Annotated in this window: 20 protein-coding genes, 1 tRNA gene, 1 riboswitch and 1 other annotated feature; of the genes, 18 read left to right on the plus strand and 3 right to left on the minus strand. The window is 60.6% G+C overall.

Going from position 1 to position 24,242, the window contains the following annotated elements; all coding sequences use genetic code 11:
• Positions 1–232: 232 nt before the first annotated feature.
• The gene (locus tag I6E39_RS01560; RefSeq protein ID WP_235379551.1) at positions 233–1,414 is read right to left on the minus strand and encodes a pyridoxal phosphate-dependent aminotransferase; all 1,182 of its coding nucleotides are present in this window, start codon (positions 1,412–1,414) and stop codon (positions 233–235) included.
• A gap of 267 nt (positions 1,415–1,681) precedes the next feature.
• Here I6E39_RS01560 and I6E39_RS01565 point away from each other — a divergent pair, with 267 nt between their 5' ends.
• The 6 genes from I6E39_RS01565 (at position 1,682) to I6E39_RS01590 (ending at position 6,580) form a co-directional block, all read left to right on the plus strand.
• On the plus strand, positions 1,682–2,455 hold the full coding sequence (locus I6E39_RS01565) for a phosphoenolpyruvate-utilizing N-terminal domain-containing protein (RefSeq protein WP_235379552.1): 774 nt from the start codon (positions 1,682–1,684) through the stop codon (positions 2,453–2,455).
• A 163-nt stretch (positions 2,456–2,618) separates the two neighbouring features.
• Positions 2,619–2,693, plus strand: a tRNA-Thr gene (locus tag I6E39_RS01570).
• 232 nt (positions 2,694–2,925) lie between these two features.
• On the plus strand, positions 2,926–5,511 hold the full coding sequence (locus I6E39_RS01575) for a heavy metal translocating P-type ATPase (protein WP_235379553.1): 2,586 nt from the start codon (positions 2,926–2,928) through the stop codon (positions 5,509–5,511).
• The gene (locus tag I6E39_RS01580; RefSeq protein WP_235379554.1) at positions 5,508–5,771 is read left to right on the plus strand and encodes a metal-sensing transcriptional repressor; all 264 of its coding nucleotides are present in this window, start codon (positions 5,508–5,510) and stop codon (positions 5,769–5,771) included. Before I6E39_RS01575 ends, I6E39_RS01580 begins: the two co-directional genes overlap by 4 nt.
• A gap of 87 nt (positions 5,772–5,858) precedes the next feature.
• Entirely contained in the window at positions 5,859–6,215 is a 357-nt protein-coding gene (locus I6E39_RS01585; protein ID WP_235379555.1) for a sulfite exporter TauE/SafE family protein, read from the plus strand.
• Positions 6,212–6,580, plus strand: coding sequence for a sulfite exporter TauE/SafE family protein (locus I6E39_RS01590; protein WP_235379556.1), 369 nt, complete (start codon positions 6,212–6,214; stop codon positions 6,578–6,580). Before I6E39_RS01585 ends, I6E39_RS01590 begins: the two co-directional genes overlap by 4 nt.
• A gap of 30 nt (positions 6,581–6,610) precedes the next feature.
• Here I6E39_RS01590 and I6E39_RS01595 read toward each other — a convergent pair whose 3' ends face one another.
• Positions 6,611–7,948, minus strand: a complete 1,338-nt coding sequence (locus tag I6E39_RS01595) for an MATE family efflux transporter (RefSeq protein ID WP_235379557.1) — start codon at positions 7,946–7,948, stop codon at positions 6,611–6,613.
• Positions 7,949–8,060: 112 nt separating this feature from the next.
• Between I6E39_RS01595 and I6E39_RS01600 the strand changes: the two genes are divergently transcribed.
• From I6E39_RS01600 to I6E39_RS01640, 9 genes are all read left to right on the plus strand, one after another.
• Positions 8,061–8,966, plus strand: a complete 906-nt coding sequence (locus I6E39_RS01600) for a LysR family transcriptional regulator (RefSeq protein ID WP_235379558.1) — start codon at positions 8,061–8,063, stop codon at positions 8,964–8,966.
• 173 nt (positions 8,967–9,139) lie between these two features.
• Complete coding sequence (locus I6E39_RS01605) at positions 9,140–10,450, plus strand: alpha-amylase family glycosyl hydrolase (protein ID WP_235379559.1); 1,311 nt, start codon at positions 9,140–9,142, stop codon at positions 10,448–10,450.
• Positions 10,451–10,586: 136 nt separating this feature from the next.
• Positions 10,587–11,366, plus strand: coding sequence for a uridine phosphorylase (gene udp, locus I6E39_RS01610; protein WP_235379560.1), 780 nt, complete (start codon positions 10,587–10,589; stop codon positions 11,364–11,366).
• Positions 11,367–11,527: 161 nt separating this feature from the next.
• Positions 11,528–12,724, plus strand: coding sequence for a bifunctional phosphopantothenoylcysteine decarboxylase/phosphopantothenate--cysteine ligase CoaBC (coaBC, locus tag I6E39_RS01615; protein WP_235379561.1), 1,197 nt, complete (start codon positions 11,528–11,530; stop codon positions 12,722–12,724).
• Positions 12,725–12,855: 131 nt separating this feature from the next.
• Positions 12,856–13,100, plus strand: a binding site (T-box leader).
• Between the two features lie 113 nt (positions 13,101–13,213).
• Positions 13,214–14,323 carry an ABC transporter substrate-binding protein gene (locus I6E39_RS01620; RefSeq protein WP_235379562.1) on the plus strand — a complete coding sequence of 370 codons (1,110 nt, stop codon included), beginning with the start codon at positions 13,214–13,216 and terminating at the stop codon, positions 14,321–14,323.
• A 70-nt stretch (positions 14,324–14,393) separates the two neighbouring features.
• The gene (locus I6E39_RS01625) at positions 14,394–15,326 is read left to right on the plus strand and encodes an ABC transporter permease (RefSeq protein WP_235379563.1); all 933 of its coding nucleotides are present in this window, start codon (positions 14,394–14,396) and stop codon (positions 15,324–15,326) included.
• Positions 15,320–16,123, plus strand: a complete 804-nt coding sequence (locus I6E39_RS01630; RefSeq protein WP_235379564.1) for an ABC transporter ATP-binding protein — start codon at positions 15,320–15,322, stop codon at positions 16,121–16,123. The genes I6E39_RS01625 and I6E39_RS01630 overlap by 7 nt, the downstream gene beginning before the upstream one ends.
• Before the next feature lie 242 nt (positions 16,124–16,365).
• Positions 16,366–17,373, plus strand: a complete 1,008-nt coding sequence (locus I6E39_RS01635) for an aldo/keto reductase (RefSeq protein ID WP_235379565.1) — start codon at positions 16,366–16,368, stop codon at positions 17,371–17,373.
• 70 nt (positions 17,374–17,443) lie between these two features.
• Positions 17,444–17,668, plus strand: a riboswitch (cobalamin riboswitch).
• Positions 17,669–17,827: 159 nt separating this feature from the next.
• A complete protein-coding gene (locus I6E39_RS01640) occupies positions 17,828–21,025 on the plus strand; it encodes an S-layer homology domain-containing protein (protein ID WP_235379566.1) in 3,198 nt (1,065 codons plus the stop codon).
• Between the two features lie 292 nt (positions 21,026–21,317).
• On the opposite strand, the gene I6E39_RS01645 is transcribed toward I6E39_RS01640, so the two are convergent.
• Complete coding sequence (locus I6E39_RS01645) at positions 21,318–22,163, minus strand: helix-turn-helix domain-containing protein (protein WP_235379567.1); 846 nt, start codon at positions 22,161–22,163, stop codon at positions 21,318–21,320.
• 583 nt (positions 22,164–22,746) lie between these two features.
• Between I6E39_RS01645 and I6E39_RS01650 the strand changes: the two genes are divergently transcribed.
• The 3 genes from I6E39_RS01650 (at position 22,747) to I6E39_RS01660 (ending at position 24,213) form a co-directional block, all read left to right on the plus strand.
• Positions 22,747–22,983 (plus strand): hypothetical protein, encoded by a 237-nt coding sequence (locus I6E39_RS01650; RefSeq protein ID WP_033120706.1) that lies wholly within the window; start codon positions 22,747–22,749, stop codon positions 22,981–22,983.
• A 244-nt stretch (positions 22,984–23,227) separates the two neighbouring features.
• Complete coding sequence (locus I6E39_RS01655) at positions 23,228–23,989, plus strand: DUF2975 domain-containing protein (RefSeq protein ID WP_033120705.1); 762 nt, start codon at positions 23,228–23,230, stop codon at positions 23,987–23,989.
• Positions 23,990–24,000: 11 nt separating this feature from the next.
• Entirely contained in the window at positions 24,001–24,213 is a 213-nt protein-coding gene (locus tag I6E39_RS01660; protein WP_033120704.1) for a helix-turn-helix domain-containing protein, read from the plus strand.
• Positions 24,214–24,242 lie beyond the last annotated feature (29 nt).

Consider the following 24,242-nt stretch of genomic DNA (forward strand, 5'->3'; position numbering starts at 1 on the left):
GGTCAGATTGAAATATGAACCCATACGGCTGTGACCACATGACGCGGTAAGGTGGAATTTCTAAAGAGGTGCGGGCGTCCTGCCACAGGGAAAAGGGGGCGTTGCTGCCGTCGCGTGGGCCGACCGGTCAACGCATTGTCGATCGGACGGGGGATAACGTTTTTTGGAAACAGGAAAGGCTCCGCAGGCGGGCCTGCGGAGCCTTTGATATGTGGGCTGTGTAAGGCGGACCTTACCGATAGGAATCGGCCAGGGCCTGGAACTTGGGCAAAGCCCGCTGGATCATTTCGGTCTGGACGCAGTAGGCCAGACGGAAGTGGCCGGGAGCGCCGAAACCGGAGCCGGGGACCAGCAGCAGGTCGAACTGCTTGGCCCGCTCGCTGAAGGCCATGTCGTCAGGCTCCAGGGAACGGGGGAACAGGTAGAAGGCTCCGCCGGGCTCGGCAACGTGGTAGCCCATCTCCCGCAGGGAGGACACCAGCAGCTTGCAGTTGCGCTCGTATACCGACAGGTCGGAGGTCAGATCGCAGCACAGGGAGGTGACCTGCTGGAACAGGCTGGGGGCGTTCACATAGCCCAGAGAGCGGCCGGCTCCCGCCACGGCGGCATAGACCTGAGCGGAGTCAGTCACGTTGCCGGGGACCAGAATATAGCCCAGACGCTCACCGGGGAGGGACAGGGACTTGGAGAAGGAGTAGCACACAATGGTGTCCGGATAGATATGGGGGACCCAAGGGGCTTCAAAGCCCTGGAACACGATCTCGCGGTAGGGTTCGTCGGAGACCAGGTAGATGGGGTGGCCATACTCCTTCTCCTTGGCGGTGAGGATAGCGGCCAGCCGCTCCAGGGTCTCCCGGGAGTAGACCACGCCGGAGGGATTGTTGGGGGTGTTGATGACCACACCCTTGGTGTTGGGGGTCAGGGCCTTCTCAAAGGCGTCGAAGTCGATCTGGAAATGCTCGATCTCCGGGGGGATCAGCACCATCTTGGCGCCGGCTCCCTCAATAAACACCTTGTACTCGGGGAAGTAAGGGGCAAAGACAATGAACTCGTCTCCCGGACAGGTGAGACCGTTGAAGACGCAGCACAGGGAAGCGGCGGCGCCCACGGTGATGTAAAACTGGTCGGCGGTGTAGTCCCCGCCGAAGCGGCGGTTCAGAGAGTCGGCGAAGCGCTGGCGGGCGGCGGCGTCGCCCTGGGCGCTGGTGTAACAGTGGATGACGTCGGGGTTCTCCTTCAGAATGCGGATGGCGGTCTCATTCACCGCGTCGGGTGCGGGAACGCTGGGATTGCCCAGAGAAAAATCGTAGACATTTTCAGGGCCTACAATGGCGGCGCGCTGCTTGCCGTACTCAAACAGCTCGCGGATCACGGAGCGGGCGGTGCCCAGCCCCAGCATACGTTCAGAAACCATAGGAAGCGACCTCCTGTTATAGCAAAATAGTGGGACCGCCGCGGCGGCCATGCCGGTGGTTTCTATTATTATAGCACGACACTTTTTCGAAGTAAAGTAAATTCCATGTCTAAAAAACAGAGGGAAAATACTTAATTGACGAAAATGGAAAAAGCAGGAACGAAAAAATGGAGAAAATGCACAATAAAAAGGAGGGATCGCTCTTTACAAAGGGGGGCGGGGCAGATATAATGCAAGTATGAACCGGAGAAACGGGGGGATGTCGGAATGGTGATCGCGGAAGGGAAATCCATATTGGATCAGGTCGCCTACGGACGGCTCCGGTTCCTCCGGCACCGACCGCAGGACATTGCGGAATTTTCACAACGGACGCGGGAGGAGGAGTCGGCCCGCTTTCATAAGGCCCAGCGCCGGGCGGTACTGGAACTGGCCGCCTTTTATGACCAGGCGGCCCATCAGGTGGGAATCGAGATCGCGTCGATTTTTGCCGTCCATGCCATGCTGCTGGAGGATCGGGACTTTGTAGACACCATCCAGACCATGATCCGGGAGAAGGGGACCACGGCGGAGTTTGCGGTCCGGGCTGCCGGGGAGGGGTTTGCCTCCACATTTGCGAAAATGGACAGCCCTTACATGCAGGCCCGGGCGGCGGACATCCGGGACATTGCCCGGCGGGTGGTGCGCCTGCTGCTGGGAGCACGGCCCCAGGAGCCTCTGCGAGAGGGGCCGGCCATTTTGGTGGCGGACGAGTTTTTGCCCAGCGAGGTGATGGGCCTGAACCACCGGAGACTGCTGGGCCTGATCTCCAGGGAGGGGAGCGTGGACAGCCACACGGCGCTGCTGCTGCGGGCTTACCGGGTCCCGGCAATGGCTGAGGTGGACTTGGACCCGTGCTGGGACGGGCACCTTGCCCTTCTGGACGGGTTTGACCACCGGGTATACCTGGACCCGGAACAGGAACTGTTGGAGTCCCTGAGGATACGGTATCAGGCGGGAGGAAAGCCGGCGGAGCACCCCGCGGAAGAGCCTCTGCCCGTGTGAGCGGCCTGCCCTGCGGAAGCGAAATGGCCGCTCCGGGCAGAGTTTTTTTGCTTTTCCGGCCGGGTAAAAAGCTGGATGGACCGGGAAAATGAAGGATCGGGAAGATATGCTCTTGACGGGGAAGCCTTTCCCGGATATAATAAGATTCGCCTTTCGCAGGTATGCTAGTGTGGCTCAGGGGTAGAGCAGCTCACTCGTAATGAGCAGGCCGTGGGTTCGATTCCCACCACTAGCTCCACGTCGCCGCAGACATATCGTTTGCGGCGGCGTTTTCTTTTTCAAAGCAAACATCTTGGTATACGTCGGAGCAAGCGTCATATCGCCTGCTCCGACTTTTTCCTGCATAAAGGGAGCAGCCGGATCCAATGATAGCCTTGACATAGTGTGACTGCGGCTTTATAATAAAAATACCCCACCCCGGGGGGGTGTATACCGGGCGCGCTGAGAGTAAGGATTTGAGGAAATAAACTATGAAGCAAAAATTCAACATTACAGGCATGACCTGTTCCGCCTGCTCGGCCCATGTGGAGAAGGCCGTCCGCAAGCTGGAGGGGCTCCAGTCCGCCGATGTGAGTTTGATGACCAACTCCATGGCGGTTCAGTACGACGAGAACATTCTGTCCGCAGACGACATTATCAAAGCGGTGGTGGATTCGGGCTACGGGGCCTCTCTGGCCCAGAGCGGCGGGGGAAACAAAGCGCCGGTCCAATCCGGCCACGATACCGTGGCCCAGGAGCTGGCCGCCATGAAGCGCCGGCTGGTCTGGTCCTTTGTCTTTCTGATCCCCCTGTTTTATATCTCCATGGGCCACATGATGGGGGCGCCCCTGCCCGCCTTTTTGCTGGGGCACGAGAATGCCGTGGCCTTCGGACTGACCCAGCTGCTGCTGACGCTGCCCATTATGTACCTCAACGATAAATATTATAAGGTAGGAATCAAGACGCTGCTGCATGGCGCGCCCAATATGGATTCTCTCATTGCTGTGGGCTCCGCCGCCGCCGTCGTCTACGGTGTCTTTGCCATCTACCAGATGGGCTGGGGCCTGGGCCACGGCGATATGGCGCGGGTGGCTAAGTACCATATGGACCTGTACTTCGAGTCCGCCGGGATGATCCTGACCCTCATCACGCTGGGCAAATTCCTGGAGACCCGGTCCAAGGGCAAGACCTCCGAGGCCATTACCCGCCTGATGGATCTGGCCCCCAAGACGGCCTCTGTCCTGCGGGACGGAATGGAACTGGAGATCCCCGTGGAGGAAGTCCGGGTGGGGGAGCGGGTGGCGGTCCGACCCGGCCAGTCCATTCCCGTGGACGGCGTGATCCTGGAGGGAACCTCCGCCGTGGACGAGTCCGCCCTTACCGGCGAGTCCCTCCCCGTGGACAAGGGCCCGGGGGACAAGGTGGCCGCCGCCTCCATCAACAAGTCGGGCTTTTTCACCTTTGAGGCCAGCCGGGTGGGGGAGGACACCACCCTGGCCCAAATGATCCGCCTGGTGGAGGAGGCCTCCGCTTCCAAAGCGCCCATCGCCAAACTGGCCGACAAGGTGGCCGGAGTCTTCGTCCCCGTGGTTATGGCCATCGCCCTGGTCTCCGCCGCCGCCTGGTTATTGACTGGACACGGCGTCACTCAGGCCCTCACCGCCGGGGTGGCGGTGCTGGTCATCTCCTGCCCCTGCGCCCTGGGCCTTGCCACCCCAGTGGCCATCATGGTGGGCACGGGCAAGGGGGCGGAAAACGGCATCCTCATCAAATCCGCCGAGGCGCTGGAGGCCCTCCACGCCGTGGACACGGTGGTACTGGACAAGACGGGCACCCTGACCCAAGGAAAACCGGTGGTCACCGACATCCTGCCCGCCGACGATATGGACGAGGAGGGGTTGCTCATCCTGGCCGCCTGCCTGGAGGGGCCCTCGGAGCACCCCCTGGCCGCCGCCATCGTGGAGGAGAGCGGGAGGCGGAAGCTGCCCATCACCTCAGTGGGCGGTTTTACCGCCGTCCACGGCCGGGGCGTCCGGGCGACTCTGGGGGACCGGACCTGTATGGGCGGCAACCGGGCTATGATGGAGGAGTCCGGGGTGGAACTGGGGGATTTCCCTGCCAAGGCCGAGGCACTGGCCGCCCAGGGCAAGACTCCTTTGTACTTTGCCGATGAGAAAAAGGTGCTGGGACTCATCGCTGTGGCCGATACCCCCAAGCCCACCAGCGCCGCCGCCGTGGCGGCCTTCCGCCAGCTGGGTCTGGAGGTGGTCATGCTCACCGGCGACAACCGGCGCACCGCCGAGGCCATCGGCAGGGAACTGGGGGTCACCCGGGTCATGGCCGAGGTGCTGCCTCAGGACAAGGAGCGGGTGGTCCGTCAGCTTCAGGAGGAGGGCGGCAAGGTGGCCATGGTGGGGGACGGCATCAACGACGCCCCCGCTCTGGCCCGGGCCGATGTGGGACTGGCCATTGGGGCGGGTACCGACGTGGCTATCGAGTCCGCCGACATCGTCCTGATGAAGTCCGACCTGCTGGACGCCGCCGCCGCGGTGGAGCTCAGCCGGGCCACTATCCGGAACATCAAGCAGAACCTGTTCTGGGCTTTCTTCTATAACTCTCTGGGTATCCCCCTGGCCGCGGGGGTGTTCTATGCAGCCCTGAACTGGCAGCTCAACCCCATGTTCGCCGCCGCGGCCATGAGTCTCAGCTCCGTCACTGTGGTGTCCAACGCCCTGCGGCTGCGGCTGTTCAAGAGTAAATTCAAGTCAGAGGTCCCCGGCGAAAAGACCGGTGACGATACCGGAGCGGACGTATCCCGCGTCCCTCCAGCCAAGATGGAAGAAACGATACAAGGAGGAAATGAACCTATGAAAAAGACCATGATCATCGAGGGCATGATGTGTACCCACTGCACTGGCCGGGTGGAGAAGGCCCTGGCCGCCGTTGACGGGGTGACCGCCGTGGAGATGAGCCTGGAGGGCAAGTCCGCCACCCTGACCCTGTCCAAGGCTGTGGAGGACCAGGTCCTCACCGACGCCGTCACTCAGGCGGGCTATGAGGTGGTGTCCGTCCAGTGAAGGCCGACCACGCCCAGGTCACCCGGCTGCTGAAGACCGCCCGGGGCCAGATCGACGGCATTCTGAAGATGGTGGAGGAGGACCGCTACTGTCTGGACGTGTCCAACCAGCTCATGGCCACCCAGTCCATTCTGAAAAAAGCCAACCGCATGGTGCTCCGGGCCCACATGGACTGCTGCGTCCGGGAGGCGGTGGAGAGCGGACAACCAGACCAAAAGCTGGACGAGCTGGCCGCCCTGCTGGACAAGCTGGCCGACTGACCCCGCCGCAGACAAAAAAGACTTTTTCACACCATGACATAAACCGCCCCCAGACCGGAAAACTAAGCCGGACAAGGGGGCGGTTTTTTGCAAAAATCGAAGCTTCGTTATCTTTTGGCCGGGGCATTGGCGGGACTGACCAACGGCCTGTTTGGAGGGGGCGGCGGATCGGTGCTGGTGCCCCTCCTCACCCGGTACTGCGGCCTCAGCCAGAGAAAGGCCTTCGCCACCTCGGTGGCTGTGATCCTGCCCCTGTGCGTCCTGTCGGTTGCCATCTACTTTTTCCGGGGCGGGCTGGATCTGATGACCGCCCTGCCCTACCTGATCGGGGGCGCGGCGGGAGGATGGGCGGGAGGCCGGTGGTTCCGGGGAATGCGGATGGACTGGCTGCGGCGCGCCTTTGGCCTGCTGCTGATCTATGGGGGAGTGAGGTGCTTTCTGTGAGGGATTGGATGTTGCCTCTGGCGGTAGGGGCGGCTACCGGAGTGCTGTCCGGCTTTGGCGTGGGGGGCGGAACCCTGCTGTTGGTCTATATGACCGCCTTCGCCGGGCTGGACCAGCGGCTGGCCCAGGGGATCAACCTGCTCTATTTTCTGCCCGCCGGCCTGATGGCCCTGCCAGCCCATATCAAAAACGGCTGCATCGAGAAGCCGGTGCTGCTGCCCGCCATCGGAGGGGGGCTGGTCTGCGCCGCCCTGGCCGCCTGGCTGGCCACCGGGATGGAGGTGGAGCTGCTGCGGAAATGCTTTGGCGGCTTTCTGGTCCTGGTGGGGGTAACGGAGCTGTTCGGGAAGGATCAGGAGAAGTAGGACCGGGGCTTGCCCCGACACCGCAAACGGTCATGCAGGCTTGGCGGACACGTTTGCCCGCCGGAACAGCAGGGACCAGAAGGTCACCACGCCCACCCAGCCCAGGCCGGTGGCCAGAGCGATGGCGGGCAGGCCCAGAACGGGGGCCAGCAGGAAGGACACAATGACCCGGAAGGTGATGTGTCCGGTGGCCCCGATCACGGGGATGTTCACCCGCCCCCGTCCCTGGAAATACCCGGCCAGGCCGCTGCCCAGGAAGTTGAACAGGTAGAAGCAGGCCACCAGCCGCAGATAGCCCACCGCCGGGCCCAGGCTGGCCCCGCTGTTGCAGGGGAGCACCAGTTTCAGACAGGGGACCGCGCCCACCAGCATCAACAACGACATGAACAGGCCCAGAGCAGCCAGCAGCCGCTGCCCGGTGAAAAAGCCCTCCCGGACCCGTTTTTGGTCTCCGGCTCCGGTGTTCTGGCCGATAAAGACGGACACGGCGGTGTGTCCGCTGTCCCCGAAGGAGTTGGCGAAGCCCTCGATGCGGGTGGCGGCGGTATAGGCGGAGATGGCCCCGGTGCCCAGGCTGTTCACCGTCCCCTGGACCAGCAGCTTACCGATGTAGAGGTTGCACATGTGGAGGGCGGACACCAGACTGAAGTGGGCGGTGCGCCGGAGCAGGGGGCCGTCATAGACCATGTCCGCCCGGCGGAACATGAGCTGCGGAAAGCACAGAGCCAGATAGGCCAGACACAGCCCGGCGGCCAAAGCCTGGGACAAGACGGTGGCCCAGGCAGCCCCGGTGATCCCCCAGCCCAGTCCGGCCAAAAAGGCCAGGTCCAGTGCCAGATTCACCCCCATGGAGATCATCAGAAAGACCAATGCCGCCCCTGTGTTGCCCACGGCACGGAGGACGGCGGACCCCTGGTGGAAGGCGAAGGCGGCCAGAAAGCCAAGAAAGATGATCCGCAGGTAGTCCCGGGCGTAGCCCAGGATAGACGCCGGAGTCTGGAGCAGGGCCAGCAGGGGAGAGAGAACGGCCAGGGCCGCCCCGGTCAATCCGACGGTGAGCAAGGCCCCGAACAGGGAGGACAGGAAGAAGTCCCGGCGGAAGGAGGAGTCGTCCCCCGCCCCGTGAAGCTGGGAGAGGAGGATGCCCACCCCGGAGCAGCCGCCGCTGATGAGAAAGAGGAACAGGTTCATCACCGAGCCGGCCACCCCTGCGGCGGCAAAGGCGCCGTCGCCTACCACACGGCCCACGATCACGGCGTCCACCGTGTTGTAAAGCTGCTGCATGATGTTTCCGGCCAGAAGGGGCAGGGACAGGGCGATGAGCTGGCGCCGGATAGGACCCCGGGTCAGATTGGGGGCGGTCGTCATGGCGGGACCTCCTTGGGTTTGGTGGTCCCAGTATAGCGGGGGAGAGGCTTCTTGTAAAATGCCGATTTTTCTGATAAAATATAATGTATAGATTATATTTTGGAGGGAGAATATGACGCAGCAGGAGATAGAGGTGTTCCTGGCCGTGGTCAAAACGGGCAGCGTGTCCGGGGCGGCCCAGGCTTTGTACATCACCCAGCCGGCGGTCAGCCGGCACATCCGGACCCTGGAGCGGGAACTGGGCTGTCCCCTCCTAATCCGGGGGCGGGGAGTGCGCCGGGTGGAACTGACCGACCAGGGACGGGATTTTATCCAGGTCGCGGAAAAATGGCGGCAGGTATGGCAGGAGGCCCGGGAGGTGGCGGGCCGGAACCGGGAGCGGACGCTGAACGTGGCCTCGGTGGGCAGCGTCAGCACCTACCTGCTGCCCCCGGTGTTCCGTGATTTTCTGGAGGAGGTCCCGGGGCGGGCCCTGACCTTCCACAACTACCACTCCCAGGAGGCCTACGATTATGTGGCCCAGGGACTGGTGGACCTGGCCCTGATCTCCGATGACATGTACCATCCCCAGGTGGAGACCGTCCCCGCCTTTCGGGAGCCTATGGTGCTGGTCACCGGGCCGGGCAGTCCCCTTCCCGCCAAGGTGCATCCCTCCCAGCTGGATCCCGCCCGGGAACTGCGGCTGCCCTGGAACCCCGAGTACGACCTGTGGCACTCCTTCTGGTTTTCCGGCGGGGCCCAGCCCCGGGCGGTTCTGGACCAGATGTCCCTGTTGGAGGACTTTTTCCGCTGGCGGGAGGGCTGGGCGGACAGCTGGGCCATTGCTCCGGCCCTGGTGGCCCAGGCCCTGGGAAAACGCACCGGGGCGGAGGTCAGGTCCCTGGAGGAGGGGCCGCCAGACGAGATCATTTACTACTTGCTGGGCCGCCGGCGGAAGCCGGAGCTGATCCGGGCCTTTCTAGCCTGCCTGGACCGGGAACTGGGGCGGCATCCCCGGTTGGAATCTTATTTGAAATAATTTTTCATTTGCCACCCAGGGTCATATCAGGTATGATATAGTCAAATAACTTACGAAATAGCAAAGTTATTTCTCGGGCGGGCTTTGCCTGCCCACATGTGAAATACATGGTATTTGATTATGTAAAGAGTAGTTCCGCGCCAGAGTCTGGGCGGGGCGGAAGGAGAAGTCATATGTGGTTTGACCAAGCGGTGATTTATCAAATCTATCCCCTGGGCCTGTGCGGCGCGCCCAGGGACAACGACGAAGTACAGGACCACCGTATCCTGAAGCTGCTGGACTGGGTGGACCATATCAAAAAGACGGGAGCGGACACGGTGCTGCTGAACCCGGTGTTCGACAGTGACTGCCACGGCTATGATACCCGCGATTATTTCAAGGTGGACCCCAGGCTGGGGACCAACGAGGACTTGGCCCGGGTGTGTAAAGCCTTCCACGACGCGGGCCTGCGGGTGATGCTGGACGGGGTGTTCAACCATGTGGGCCGGGGCTTCTGGGCCTTCCGGGACGTTCGGGAGAAGAAGTGGGACAGCCCCTACAAGGACTGGTTCCACATCAGCTTCGACGGCAATACCGACCGGAACGACGGCTTCTGGTACGAGGCCTGGGAGGGTCACAACGAGCTGGTCAAGCTGAATCTGTGGAACCCGGCGGTGGTGGACCACCAGTTCCAGGCCATTCGAGCCTGGGTGGACCAGTTCGGCATCGACGGCCTGCGGCTGGACGTGGCCTATTGCCTGCCGCCGGAGTATCTGAAGCAGCTGCGGGCCTTTGTCAACGGGCTGAAGCCCGACTTCGTTCTCATGGGGGAGACCCTCCACGGGGACTACAACCGTTGGATGGGGCCGGAGCTGTGCCATTCGGTGACCAACTACGAGTGCTACAAGGGGCTGTGGTCCAGCTTCAATTCCATGAACCTCTTTGAGATCTGCCACTCTCTGGCCCGGCAGTTCGGGCCGGAGCAGTGGACCCTGTATAAGGGAGCGCACCTGCTGTCCTTCCTGGACAACCACGACGTGACCCGCATCGCCACCCAGCTGACCGACCCCAACCACCTGCCCCTGGCCTACGCCATGCTCTTCGGGATGCCCGGGGTGCCGGCGGTCTACTACGGCAGCGAGTGGGGCACCCATGGGGACAAGCGGGAGGGGGACGACGCCCTGCGGCCCGCCCTGGAGAGGCCGGAGTGGAATGCACTTACCGACTGGATCGCCAAGCTGGCCGCCGCCCGCAAAAACAGCCCCGCTCTGTGCTGGGGCTCCTACCGGAACGTGGTCCTCACCAACAAGCAGGCCATCTTCGAGCGGAAGACGGAGGAGGAGCGGGTGCTGGTGGCGGTCAATGCCGACAGCCAGCCCTACTGGGCCCATTTCGACGCAGGCTGCGGCACCGCCGTGGACCTGATCTCCGACCAGCCCCACGACTTCGGCGGGGGCAGCGAACTGCCGCCCTACAGCGCATTTTTCTGGAAGATGGAGCGGTAAAAGCGGACACCCAGACAGCCGGTTGAAGGGAACAGGGGCATCTGCTATAATGTCCCATAATGCAGAACATGAGAGCACGTCAGGAAACAGAGAACGGCGGAGGGCTTCTCCGCTGGATTAAAGGGAGGTTACCGCAGTGAACGAGCAGGAGAGACAGGTACAATTCCATATCCAGTGTGGGCCGGGAGATGTGGGGAATTACTGCATCCTCCCCGGGGACCCGGGGCGTTGCCGTGCCATCGCCCAAGCCTTTGACGATCCGGTCCATGTCCGGACCAACCGGGAGTACGAAACCTGGACCGGGACCCTTCTTGGGGAACGGGTGAGCGTGGTCTCTACCGGGATCGGAGGCCCCTCGGCGGCCATCGCCATGGAGGAACTGGCCAATCTGGGGGTCCACACCTTTATCCGGGTGGGTACCTGCGGGGGGATCGCCCTGGAGGTCCAGAGCGGCGACGTGGTAGTGGCCACCGGCGCGGTCCGTATGGAGGGGACCAGCCGGGAGTACGCCCCCATCGAGTGGCCCGCCGTCCCCCACTACCAGGCGGTGCAGGCCCTGGTCCAGGGCTGCAAGAATCTGGGGAAGCCCTGGCACGCGGGGGTGGTCCAGTGCAAGGATTCCTTCTATGGCCAGCACTCCCCCGGCCGGATGCCTGTGGCCTATGAGCTGGAGCAGAAGTGGGAGGCATGGAAGCGTCTTGGTGTGCTGGCCTCAGAGATGGAGTCCGCCGCACTGTTTGCCGTGGCGGCTTCCCGCCGGGTGCGCTGCGGCTCGGTGTTCCATGTGATCTGGAACCAGGAGCGGGAAGCCGCCGGACTGGACCAAAAGGAATCTCACGATACCTCCGCCGCCATCCAGGTGGGAGTGGAGGCCCTGAAGCTGCTGATCCTGGAGGACCGGAAGGGGGAGAACTGACCGCTCCGGCCCGCGGTAGGCATGTTATGGCTGGTTGCCCCCTGGCTATGCCAGGGGGCTCCTTTCTGCATCCCATGATGCAACCTTTCTCTTTACAGCGGACAAAGAACTTTATATAATAAAAACAATAATGGGGCGGTATGCTCCAAGGAGGAATGACTGTGCTCAAGGGAAAAACGATCCTGCTGGGGGTGACGGGCGGGATCGCCGCCTATAAAGCGGCCTATTTGACGTCCGCGCTGGTCAAGCTTCACGCCACTGTGGAGGTGGTCATGACCGAGCATGCCACCCAGTTTATTGCCCCTCTGACCTTTGAACAGTTAACGGGCAACCGGTGCATGGTGGACACCTTTGACCGGAATTTTGTCCACCAGGTGGAGCATATCGCCCTGGCGGACCGGACCGATTTGGTGATCATCGCACCGGCCACCGCCAATGTGTGCGCCAAGCTGGCCCATGGCCTGGCCGACGATATGCTGACCACCACGGTGCTGGCCTGCCGCTGTCCCAAGCTGATCGCGCCTGCCATGAACACCCATATGTATGAGAATCCGGTGACCCAGGACAACCTGGACACCCTGGCCCGCTACGGCTGGGAGGTCATTGCCCCCGCCTCCGGCCGCCTGGCCTGCGGAGCGGTGGGCCCCGGCAAGCTGCCGGAGCCCGACCTGCTGGTCCAGCATATCCTGCGTGCGGCAGCGCTGCCCCACGATCTGGCGGGAAAGAAGGTACTGGTCACGGCGGGGCCGACCCAGGAGTCTCTGGACCCGGTGCGCTACCTGACCAACCATTCCACCGGCAAGATGGGCTATGCCATCGCGAAGATGGCCATGCTCCGCGGCGCGGAGGTGACCCTGATCTCCGGCCCCACCGCCCTGGAAAAGCCCCCCTTTGTAGAGGTGGTGGACATTCGCTCTGCCCAGGAGATGTTTGAGGCGGTGGCCAGCCGCTGTCAGCAGGCGGATTTCATCTTCAAGGCCGCCGCGGTGGCGGACTATACCCCCGCTGATTACAGCGACGATAAGATCAAAAAGAAGGACGCCGATCTTGCAATCCCCTTGAAGCGGACCCAGGACATTCTGAAGTATCTGGGAGAACACCGGCGGGAGGGACAGGTCATCTGCGGCTTCTCCATGGAGACCCGGGACATGGTGGAGAACAGCCGGGCCAAGCTGGCCAAGAAGAAGGTGGACATGATCTGCGCCAATAACCTGAAGGTGGCCGGCGCGGGCTTTGGGGTGGACACCAACGTGCTCACCCTGATCACCGCCGACAGTGTGGAGGAACTGCCTCTGATGTCCAAAGAGGAAGCTGCCGGGCGCATTTTGGACCGGGCCATTGAACAAAGTCACAGGTAAGAAACAGGCCGTGGAGTGTTCCACGGCCTGTTTTACACTTTATCACGTTATCGTGCTGAAAATTTTTTCTCTGGAAGCCCTTGACAAAGGAAGATCAGGCGGCTATAATTAGCCCAACAACTGAAGAGCAGTTGAAACCTATGAGGAAGAGTAGTAGCCGACGCGGCAAACCTTCAGAGAGCCCTGGATGGTGGGATCAGGGTGGGGAGCGGTCAGGCGAATGGACTTCCGAGGGCGGCTTGAACGGCTTTGCCAAGTAGATGCCGACGGGGACCCACCCGTTATCCATCGGGCACGCGTGATGGCGCGTGAAGCGAGCGGACGTTTTTAACGTCAATTTGGGTGGTATCGCAGGAGTGCAGCTCTTGTCCCATGTGGGATAAGGGGCTGTTTTTTTATACTCCGAAAGCCAGGCCGCCGGCACCGGCCCCTCCATCACCCACCCAAACAAAACTGGGCCCAATGAGGCCGAATATGGAGGTAAACACCATGAAAAACACCAACATCGTCAAGAAGATCCTGAGCGCCGCCCTGTCCCTGTCCCTGGTCCTGTCCCTGGCCGCCTGCGGCGGCAGCGGCTCCGGCACCTCTTCCGCCGGCGGCTCCGCCTCCTCCCAGCCCCAGGATGCTTCCAGCTCCAGCAGCGAAGCGGTCAAGGAGTACAAGGTGGGTATCGTCAAGTTTATGGACCATGCCTCTCTGGATCAGATCGAAAAGAACATCCAGAAAGAGCTGGACGCCAAGAGCGCCGAGCTGGGTGTGAATTTCAACTATAAGGACTACACCGCCAACGGCCAGGGCGACCGCACCACCCTGAACCAGATCGCCGCCCAGATGGTAGCCGACGGCGTGGACGTGGTGGTTCCCATTGCCACCCCGGCCGCCCAGGCCATGCAGTCCGTGGTGGTTGAGGAAGGGATCCCCGTCATCTTCGCCGCTGTCTCCGACCCCGTCACCGCCAAGCTGGTAGACGATATGGACGCCCCCGGCGGCCTCATCACCGGCGTCAGCGACGCGCTGAACACCCCCATGATCATGGACATGATGGTGGCCGTGGACCCCGACATCCAGAAGGTTGGCCTGCTGTACTCCAAGTCCGAGGACTCCTCCAAGAAGCCCATTGAAGAGGCCAAGGCCTATCTGGACGAGCACAATATCGCCTATGTGGAAAAGACCGGCACCAACACCGATGAGATCAACTCCGCCGTGGACTCCCTGATTGCTGAAGGCGTGGAGGCCATCTTCACCCCCACTGACAACACCGTGATGAGCGCCGAGCTGTCCATTTTTGAGAAGCTCAACGACGCCAAGATCCCCCACTACACCGGCGCCAACTCCTTCGCTCTGAACGGCGCCTTCTTCGGCTACGGCGTGGATTACGACGATCTGGGCGCTGAGACCGCCGACATGGTGGTGAACCTGCTGGTCAACGGCGCCGATCCCGCCACCACTCCCGTGGTCATCCTGGCCCACCAGGCCGCCACCATCAACACCGAGACCTGTGAGGCCATCGGACTGAGCCTGGACGACGTGAAGGCGGCCTTCGCTACCCTGGGTATCGGCGTGGTGGAGATCACCACCGCCAAGAGCTTCAGCTGAATCGGAACATGATGGGTCTGGGGCGCCGCGTACCGCGACACCCCGCCCTTGCGCGTAAGGAGGAACTCCCATGCTGCTATCCATTACGACCATACAGACCGCTTTGGCGGTGGGTGCCATCTACTCTCTCGTGGCGCTGGCGCTGTTCATCAGCTTCTCCATCCTGAACATCGCCGACCTGTCCACAGACGGCTGTTACACCCTGGGCTTTGCGGTGGGCGCTACCGTCACCCTGGCCGGCCATCCTTTCCTGGCCCTCCCCGCCGCCATGGCCGCGGGGGCCTGTTCGGGGTTTGTCACCGCCTTTCTCCAGACCAAGCTGGGGGTGGAGAGCATTTTGGCCGGAATCATCGTCAATACCGGCCTGTACACCGTAAACTTGGCCGTGATGGGCTGGTCCTCCAACTTGTCCATCTATGGCAGCGACAGCCTCTTTTCCCTGGCCAAGGGGTTGAGTGACGCGGAGTGGTGGAGAAATTGGTATAAGGTCATCGTTCCCGCGGCCATCCTGCTGCTGATCTGCCTGTTCGTCGCCTTTTTCTTCCGCACCCGCCTGGGTCTGTCCATCCGGGCCACCGGCGACAATGCCGACATGATCCGGGCCTCCTCGATCAATCCGGCGTTTACCATCACCGTGGGCCTGTGTCTGGCCAACTCTCTCACTGCTCTGGCCGGCTGCCTGTACGGCCTGCTGAATACGGGCTGTGACATCAATCTGGGTACCGGCATGGTGACGGTGGCCCTGGCCAGTCTGGTCATCGGGGAGAGCCTGATGGGCAGGGGCTCTATCCCCAAGCGGATCTTCGGCGTGGTGCTGGGGGCCTGCCTCTACCGCCTGATTATGGCGGTGGCTATTGGAGCCAATATCCCCACGGAATGCTTCAAACTGGTGTCCGCCCTGATCGTGGCGGTGGCCATTGCCACACCCCAGGGGCGGAAGCTGATCGCCCTCCAGCGCCAGAAGATGGCCGCCCGCAGAAAAGGAGGAACCCAGCAATGCTGAAGCTGAACGATATTTCCAAGACCTTTAATTCCGGCACCATCAACGAAAAGCGGGCCCTGGACCATGTATCCCTCCATTTGGCGCCGGGAGATTTCGTCACCATCGTGGGCTCCAACGGGGCGGGCAAGTCCACTCTGTTCAATGCCATCGCCGGAGGCTTCTACGTGGACGAGGGCTCGGTGGTGCTGGCGGGGGAGGATATCACATTCAAGCCGGAGTACCGGCGCAGCCGGGAGATGGGCCGGCTGTTCCAGGACCCCATGCGGGGCACCGCGCCCCATATGACCATTGAGGAGAATCTGGCTCTGGCCTATCTGCGTACCGCCAAGAAGCAGAACGCCTTTTTCAGCCGCACCTCCAAGGCGGAGCGGCGGTTTTTTCAGGATCAGCTGGCTCTGCTGGACATGGGACTGGAGGACCGGATGAAGCAGCCGGTGGGTCTGCTCTCCGGCGGTCAGCGGCAGGCGCTGACGCTGCTGATGGCCACCATGGTGCCGCCCAAGGTGCTGCTGCTGGATGAGCATACCGCCGCTCTGGACCCGGGCACGGCGGAAAAGGTGCTGAATATCACCAAGGACGTGGTGGCCCGAAACAAGATCACCACCCTGATGGTGACCCACAACATGAACCAGGCCCTGGAACTGGGCAACCGCACCCTGATGATGGACGGAGGCCGCATCGTGCTGGACGTCAGCGGGGAGGAGCGGGCCGGCATGACGGTAGGCGGCCTGTTGGAGCGGTTCCGTGCCGGAGCGGGCAAGGACCTGGACAACGACCGGATCCTGCTGTCGGAATGATCTGAAAGCTGAGGGCCGCCGCGGGATGCCGCGGCGGCCCTGACCGTTTCCGTTCAAACGATCCATCCATTCAAGACCTTCAAATGGCAGGGTCTGTTTGCGGTTTCCCAGTACCTGCCTGTTTTATGGGCCGCGGGACGCCGGCAGGGGACGAAATGGGAATTTCTCCGCCGGGGACTATTGACAGGGGCCGGTCCAGGCTTTTTAATATAAGAGAAAACCACCCTTGAGGAGGGAAAATCATGACAAAGATCGCACTGGGGAATACCGGGATCACCGTGGAGAAAAACGGCTTTGGCTGTCTGCCCATCCAGCGTATTTCCCGCACCGAGGCCGCCTATCTGCTGCGGAAAGCGGTGGACGGAGGCATCAACTACTTTGATACCGCCCGGGCCTACAGCGACAGTGAGGAGAAGGTGGGCTATGCCTTCGCAGGCATCCGGGACAAGGTGGTCATCGCCACCAAGAGCCACGCCCGGACCGGCGCAGAGATGCGGGAGCACCTGGAGGCCAGCCTGCGGGCTTTGAACACCGATTACATCGACGTGTACCAGTTCCATAATCCCTCCTTCTGCCCCAGACCCGGCGGAGAGGACGGACTGTACGACGCGGCGCTGGAGGCCCGGGCCCAGGGAAAGATCCGCTGCATCGCCATTACCAACCACCGCCTGGCGGTGGCGCAGGAAGCCATTGATTCCGGACTGTATGCATTACTCCAGTTCCCCTTCAGCTATCTGTCTGGAGTCCAGGAGGAGATGCTGCTGGACGACTGCGTCAAGGCCGGAATGGGCTTTGTGGCCATGAAGGGGCTGGCGGGAGGCCTGATCCGGAACGGTCTGGCCGCCGCGGCGTTTATGGCCGGGCAGCCCCATGTGGTGCCCATCTGGGGCGTTCAGCATGAGTGGGAGCTGGACCAGTTCCTGAGCGCTGTCCGGGAGCCGCCCGCCATGACGGAGGAGTACCGGGAGATCATCCGCCGGGACCGGAAGGAACTGGCTGGGGAGTTCTGCCGTGGCTGCGGCTACTGTATGCCGTGCCCCGCCGGCATTGAGATCAACAACTGTGCCCGCATGTCGCTGATGCTGCGCCGGGCTCCCGCCCAGGCCTGGCTTACGCCGGAGTGGCAGACCAAGATGGAGAAGATCAAGGACTGCCGCCACTGCGGCAGCTGCAAGTCCAAATGCCCCTACGGGCTGGATACCCCCCGTCTGCTGGAGGAGAATTATCGGGACTACCAGACCTTCCTGTAATGCACCGGAACGAAAAATCCCGGGGAGAGGTTGACAAGGAGAAAAATTTTTTCTACAATTTCCCTTGTACAATCTAATACCTCTTTTGAGTGCCTTTCCGGGCGTCCGGCCCGGGGAGGAGAATAGGAAACCGGGTGAGAAGCCCGGACGGTACCGCCGCTGTCAGCGCGTGATGCCGCGCTCGTGGCGAAAGCCGGCCATTGGGGAGACCTGAGAAGGCAGAGCGCGGCCGGGAGGGGAAGAGAATGCTCCCAGCGCGCCAAGTCAGAAGACCTGCTCAAAGGAGACTGTACCCGAGCCCCCGGGATAGGGGCGGAACGGTACGACCAAATGGAACGCGGAAAAAGGCCGCGGCAGTTGTCATGGACTGCCGCGGCCTTTTTGCTTTCGCCCTTCCTGGCGGTTGGCCGGAGTAGATTGGCGGCGGAGCCGCCGGGAAAGGAAGATGTGTTTTATGAGGAAAAAAAGTACGCGGGCGCTCAGCCTGTTGCTGGCGCTGGTCATGGTGCTTGGCCTGCTGCCGGGGACGGTCTGGGCGTCGAAGACGGGGATCACCGTGTCCCTGTCCATTTTTGACCAGGGTATTCCGGGGACCTGTGAGGACGGAGCCTTGATGCTGCAGCGTCCGGTCACGGTGGAGGACCGGAATGAAGATGGAAATTACAGCCTGGATGAGGCGCTGGCTGCGGCACATGCCGCCTATTACCCGGACGGCGAGGACGGCTATGGGCTGGACGGCGCCGATGGCTTTGTCACCAAGCTTTGGGGCGAGGAGACCTCGGCCACCGGCTTCTACCGCAATGACGCCGTCACCGCCGCAGTGGGAGAGGAATATCTGGCGGAAGGAGACCGGATCACGGCCTTTGTGTACAGCGATCAGGAGCTGTATACCGACCGGTATTCCTATTTCACCCGGAACAGTCAGACGGTCTGCGTGGATGAGGAGTTTGAACTGAAGCTGATGGGAAGCGGATATGACGAGAATTGGCTGCTGACGGAGGAGCCGGTGGCCACCGCGCCCATCGGGGTGTATGCCAAGGATGGGACCTTTGCGGTCTCGGAAGAGATCCGCGGAGAGCGTTTGTTTGAGGAGACTTACGCCCAGGCGGCTACCGGGGCGGACGGAACGGCAAAGCTGTCCATTGTGACTCCGGGCACCTACACGCTGACGGCCCAGTTTGACTCAAGCAACTATATTACCTATGACTCGTCTGGCCAGGCCCGTCCGAACCGTCTGGTGCCGCCGGTCTGTGTGGTCACTGTCCTGTCCGACGAGGACTACGCGGCCTATCAAGATCAGCTGGTGCTGGAACAGGCCAAAGAACTGCTGACCTGGGACAGCATCAAGGGCGCCAACACAGACAGCCGGGCGGTGACAGAGAACCTCTCCATCCCCAGTGAACTGACGGTGGACGAAAAGCAGGTGGAGGTCTCCTGGTCCTGCGACGACACCACCGGCGCGCTGAGCGTGTCCAACTACTACGGCTCCTGGGCGGCCTATGTGGACCGGCCCGCCGCCGAGGACGTGTCCTGCACCCTGACCGCTGTCCTGGCCTATGGGGACGAGACGGCGGAAAAGGAATTCCACCTCACCATCAAGGCAGAGGGTGTGGACGAGAACAAGCAGTCCGTCGTGACCTACGGCGACCTTCTGACTGGTATCGCCGCCGGTTATGCCACCTCCGCGGACCCCTGGGTGGTGCTGGAGATGGCTGCGTACAACGGCAGCAATGTGAAGGACGAAGGGGGTTATGGGGACGCTTCCGCAGTGGCGGCAGCTCTGGCCGATGCCGCCATTGGCAGCGCTGTGGAGACAGCGGATCTGGACGCGGTGGATATCAGCGGGCCATACGCCATCTACACCATTCCCTACCTCTCCCTGGCTTATCAGGCCGCCGGATGTGCCCAGGAGGATCCGGAGCGGATGGCCGCCATGAAAGCCTCCATGGTGGAGTATCTGAACGGCCTGGAGAGCAATTATGCCGAGGTGGATGACATGGCCCCGATTCTGGCCGCCCTGGCCCCCTATTATCACGAGGGGGACCGGGAGGTAACGGCCGCGGTGGACGGGGCTGTTGCGTGGCTGTCCGGCCAGCAGGGTCAGGACGGCACCTTCGCCAACTACGGCACCAGCAACGCCAATTCTACGGCCCTGGCCGTGGTAGCCCTGTCTGCCCTGGGTATTGACGCCCACACCGACGGCAGGTTCATCAAGAACGATAGAAGCGCCATGGACGGTCTGTTTTCCTTCGCTCTGGCCGACCACACCGGATTTGGTTATAAGGGCAACGTACTCAAAAACGCTCTGGCCACCGAGCAGGGCTTCCGGGCCCTGGTGTCTTACGCCCGGTTCAGGGAGAGCGGTGCGCCCTATAACATCTATCTCCAGGCCAAGGACAGCAGGTCCGCTGTGACCGCTCCCGATATCAGCGCCACCGCCAAGCCCCCGGAGGGCGGCTCCTCTCCCTCCAAGGTCCGGGTCACCGTTTCCGTGATGGTCCCCCCGGAGGGCGGTGAGGAAGGACAGTACACCTACCGCTATGACTCCGGCGAATATACAAACCTGTTGGGTGAAGTCAAGAGCGTCAGTGTCTCCTCTGGCTCCACCGCGCTGGAAGTTCTGACCGGTGTGCTGGATGATGCCGGCCTCTCCTACACGGAGCATAACGGCTATATCAGCGGGATCGACTATTTGGCCGAGGGGGACCACGGCCCCAATTCCGGCTGGCAGTATATGGTGGACGGGACCGCACCCACCGAGTCCGCTTCCACCTATACCTTTAACAGCAACGCAAAAATGGTCTGGTACTATACCGACGACTATACGAAGGAGAAAAGCGCCGCCTCCTGGAACGGAGGGAATACCTCCGACATTTCGGTCCAGGTGGAAAAGAACGGGGACGGCACCTACTCCGTCACCCTGCCCGGGGACAGCGAGGGCCCCGTCCTGGTGACCATTCCGGATGTGGGTGACGGCCAGCTGGTAGTCATCGTGGGAACGGACGGTACCGAGCAGGTGGTGAGGAAATCCCTGGTAGAGAACGGCACGGCCCGGTTCTTCCTGGTAGAGAATGCCGTGGTCAAGGTGACGGACTATGCCAGCGGGTTTAGTGACGTGGCACAAGATGACTGGTATGCCTCCGCTGTGGACTTTGTGTCCGGCCGGGGGCTGTTCTCCGGCGTCGCCGGAGATAAGTTCGCACCCGGCCTGACTTTGGACCGGGGAATGGTGGCCACGGTGCTGTACGCCCTGGAGCAGCCGGGAGAGCAGAGCGGAGCGCTCCAGTTCTCTGACGTGGACGGGAACCACTGGTGCGCCTGGGGCGTGGCCTGGGCCAGCGGAACTGGGATCGTCGCCGGATATGGAGACGGCCGATTCGGGCCTCAGGACCCCGTGACCCGGGAGCAGCTGGCGCTGATGCTGTATCAATACGCCCAGATGCTGGGGATGGATACCCAGGGGCGGGGCGCTCTGAGCCGCTTTACAGACGGCGGACAGGTGGCGCCCTGGGCCGGGGATGCTGTGGCTTGGGCGCTGGACGCCGGGCTCCTGAGCGGACGGCCCGACGGGAAGCTGGACCCGGCCGGCACCGCCACCCGGGCCGAGGCGGCCGTCATGCTCCGGCAGTTTGTGGCCCGGATGCTGGGATGAGTAAGGACTATACTTCCGTAATCCGGAAGAAAAACGATGGGGCAGTTCCGCGTCAGCGGGACTGCCCCTATCTGCCGGGATGGAAGGGAGAACACAGGCGGAGCCGTCCTGCGGCGGGCCATATGTTGAAGATCCGCTTTCTTGCGTGTGAAAAAGACACACGCAAGAAGGGCAGGTGTTCGTAAAACAGTGTTAGCCAAATAACACGAAATGAGCATCTGTCAGACGGGATTGGTCAACGAAAAAACACGCCATATTCAGCTTCAAAGGCTGAGTATGGCGTGTTTTCTGTTTATTTGCGTTTCCGTTTCCCTTTTCCATGCGGCTGGTATGGCAGTGCCTTGCCACGCTGGTTAGTTGGGCTTTTCATGTGTTTGGACAACTTTAACACTTCGATGAGATTGATGAATTGCTCCTTGGTAATGGCGTCGTAGTCAATGCCGAATGTCGTAAGGAATATCCTTGCCTGTTTCTCAGCGTCACTGCAATCAAAGTTCATGGCATCCTGCAACTGGCTCTGAACTTCCTCTGCAATAGAGGGTGTGTCTGCCGTTGTGGTATCGTTGCTGTGTTCCTCCCGAATGTCACGGAGGATCGCCTTCAGATCGTCGGCAAGCACATGACCGAAATAGTCATCCTCCCGCACCTGGGCCAGCTCCAATGTCCGGGTGGCAAGATCGTCCTGTCCGTCCTGCTTCATCAGGGCCATCTTCCGTACTGCTTCCAGCATGGCGTTCATATCGTTGATCCGCATATCAGCGATCCTGTCCACATAGATTTCTGCGTCCAGCATCATACGCTGAAAATCTTTGTGGCAAAGCATTTCAGACAGCAGCCGGTGATTGAACTGTCCCGCCTTTAATACTTCTATGGCATCATCACTCAGATGCAGAGCGTCCAGCTCTGTGTCTGGGTGATTTTTCGTTTCTGTCATACCCAGCAGATAGTCCGTGGACACGCCGTAGAACTTCGCCAGCGTGACAATGCTGAATGGGCTGATGTCCTTGAAATCGTCTGCCTCATATTTGCCGAGGGCGGACTTGGAAAGCCCGGTCTGCTCCGCAAGCTGTTCCAGCGTCAGGCCCCGTTCCACTCGCAAATCCTTCAATCGCTCCTGTATGGTGAGTTTCACCTGCATGGCATGTCCCTCCTTCTTTCTGTCTCTAAGCGTGGAAATCCAGCCTGTTTTGCGCTCTTTTCCAACCTCTTGGATATACGGGAAAGAGCGTATTTTTTCGTTAAACTGTACCTGTAACAACACCTGAACCTTGAAAATCGAATGACTGTCCGAATGGGATATGTCCCCCGGCGAAGTATTTGCCATGACCGCAAAAGCGCGAGCATACCAACGGGGACGGGAACGCCGGGAGCGATCCTCCGGGCAGGAACGAGTTCGGGAAAAGCGGCAAAAAACCACAGCTATTTTCAAACCATGTGAAAACAGCGAAGAACCCGCTGTTTTTGTGCCGTTGCCCATATCAATCAGCGATGCACCGGGCAGCGAACACAGCACGCCGTTCCGTGTGCGTTTTCACCGAACTACAAAAAGGCAAGCAGAACAGCAAAAACGATAGGTGTCCCTTGTGAACAGGGATACACGGGCGGCAATTCCAGCGGATGGCCGTCCACAACAAAACAACGCTCTGCGGCAAATGGCTGTTGCCATCCAGCACATCCATTCTACCACAGAGCGAATCCAAAAAGGAGAAGGGATTACAAATATGAGCAGAAACAAAGCAAAAAACTGCCGCAACGAAGTGAAATCCTACATTACCCGGGAGGGCATGACCATGACGGAGGTGGTGGAGCTGCTGGCCGACGAACACGGCTGGAGCAGCAGCGTCCCCAACCTGTCCGGCAAGCTGCGGCGCGGCTCCCTGCGGTACACTGAGGCCGTGGAGCTGGCCGATGTGCTGGGCTATGATTTAGTCTGGCAGAAGCGCCGGGAGGTGAGGTAATATCGCAGGACCTGCTTACGGCTATATCCGTGTATCAAGCAAAGATCAGAACGAGGACAGGCAGCTTGTGGCTATGCGGAATAAAGTATATCGATAGCTAATATGACCCGCTTTTGTCTCAAGATAGCATAAAATAATTAACGATAAACATTAAAAATCTCTTGACAAAGCATATGTATCGGTATATACTGCAAACATAACGATAAACGTTAAATAATTTATGTTTTGCGTAGGAGGCGTTCTTATGAATTCTAAAACTCTTTCAAACTTCCACAAGTTCGGCAAAGTGGGCAAGATTGCAATGACAGTCTTAATGGTCATAGCAATCTTAGCGGCTGCAGCGAGCTGTGTAGCTACAATTTTTGTGTCTACGCTTCCAAAGAATGCGCTAACAGTTCGCGTTACCAATCATGCCGAATTCAGGATCAACGAAAAGAATTTCGATTCCCTGTGGGACATTCTTGCAGATGGTTTTTCTTGTGCGGGGGACGTAAGCCCCGAGGCAATGCTGAGCGGTGGAAATAATAAGATTATTCCTCCTGAAGATCAGGATTTCAATATGGAACTCTCATTTTTCAACCAGTCATTTTCTTCCGCCAAAATTCATTCCGAAGAAAACACAAAAGTGATCGAAGCCACGTCATCGCCTGCTGAGTACCGTTCGGCGAATTTGGTGTCAGTCCTTATCTTCGCGACTTTGTTTGCTGCTTCTGCTGCCGCAGCTCTGTTTATGCTGAAAAGACTGTTTGCGGTGCTTGCAAAGTGTGAATCTCCGTTCTGCGAAGAACTTGTGACAAAGATGAGAGCATTCGGTTTTTCTCTTCTTCCCGTTGCGCTGTTTGCCACCATTGGTGAAACGCTGTCTACCGCGTTCCTGTCTGCCGGAAGAGACACCGGGATCAGCATTCAGTGGGGCGTCTTAATTGCTTTCGCCGTAACAATGTGTTTGGTGACTGTATTCAAATACGGGGTTCAGCTCCAAAAAGAATCGGATGAAACGCTGTAAGGGGGCGGACAATGGGACATATTGTTTTAAGGCTGGACCGCGTAATGGCGGACCGGAAAATGAGCCTGAATGAGTTGTCGGAGAAAGTCGGCGTTGCAAATGTGAACCTTTCCAAGATGAAGAACGGGCATATCAGCGCCATCCGGTTTTCTACATTGGCTGCGATATGTGACGTGCTGCAATGTCAGCCGGGTGACATATTGGAATACAGCCCTGAAGAATAAAATGAACGTGGATGAAGCATATGCCGATA

It is taken from the genome of Pseudoflavonifractor phocaeensis, assembly GCF_021531375.1.
Lineage (GTDB): Bacteria > Bacillota > Clostridia > Oscillospirales > Oscillospiraceae > Lawsonibacter > Lawsonibacter phocaeensis_B.

Bases quoted from the DNA above. Each gene is read 5' to 3' on its own strand.
- I6E39_RS01560 (WP_235379551.1), bottom strand. From the start codon at position 1,414: ATGGTTTCTGAACGTATGCTGGGGCTGGGCACCGCCCGCTCCGTGATC.
- I6E39_RS01565 (WP_235379552.1), top strand. From the start codon at position 1,682: ATGGTGATCGCGGAAGGGAAATCCATATTGGATCAGGTCGCCTACGGA.
- I6E39_RS01575 (WP_235379553.1), top strand. From the start codon at position 2,926: ATGAAGCAAAAATTCAACATTACAGGCATGACCTGTTCCGCCTGCTCG.
- I6E39_RS01595 (WP_235379557.1), bottom strand. From the start codon at position 7,948: ATGACGACCGCCCCCAATCTGACCCGGGGTCCTATCCGGCGCCAGCTC.
- I6E39_RS01600 (WP_235379558.1), top strand. From the start codon at position 8,061: ATGACGCAGCAGGAGATAGAGGTGTTCCTGGCCGTGGTCAAAACGGGC.
- I6E39_RS01605 (WP_235379559.1), top strand. From the start codon at position 9,140: ATGTGGTTTGACCAAGCGGTGATTTATCAAATCTATCCCCTGGGCCTG.
- I6E39_RS01620 (WP_235379562.1), top strand. From the start codon at position 13,214: ATGAAAAACACCAACATCGTCAAGAAGATCCTGAGCGCCGCCCTGTCC.
- I6E39_RS01625 (WP_235379563.1), top strand. From the start codon at position 14,394: ATGCTGCTATCCATTACGACCATACAGACCGCTTTGGCGGTGGGTGCC.
- I6E39_RS01630 (WP_235379564.1), top strand. From the start codon at position 15,320: ATGCTGAAGCTGAACGATATTTCCAAGACCTTTAATTCCGGCACCATC.
- I6E39_RS01635 (WP_235379565.1), top strand. From the start codon at position 16,366: ATGACAAAGATCGCACTGGGGAATACCGGGATCACCGTGGAGAAAAAC.
- I6E39_RS01640 (WP_235379566.1), top strand. From the start codon at position 17,828: ATGAGGAAAAAAAGTACGCGGGCGCTCAGCCTGTTGCTGGCGCTGGTC.
- I6E39_RS01645 (WP_235379567.1), bottom strand. From the start codon at position 22,163: ATGCAGGTGAAACTCACCATACAGGAGCGATTGAAGGATTTGCGAGTG.
- I6E39_RS01650 (WP_033120706.1), top strand. From the start codon at position 22,747: ATGAGCAGAAACAAAGCAAAAAACTGCCGCAACGAAGTGAAATCCTAC.
- I6E39_RS01655 (WP_033120705.1), top strand. From the start codon at position 23,228: ATGAATTCTAAAACTCTTTCAAACTTCCACAAGTTCGGCAAAGTGGGC.
- I6E39_RS01660 (WP_033120704.1), top strand. From the start codon at position 24,001: ATGGGACATATTGTTTTAAGGCTGGACCGCGTAATGGCGGACCGGAAA.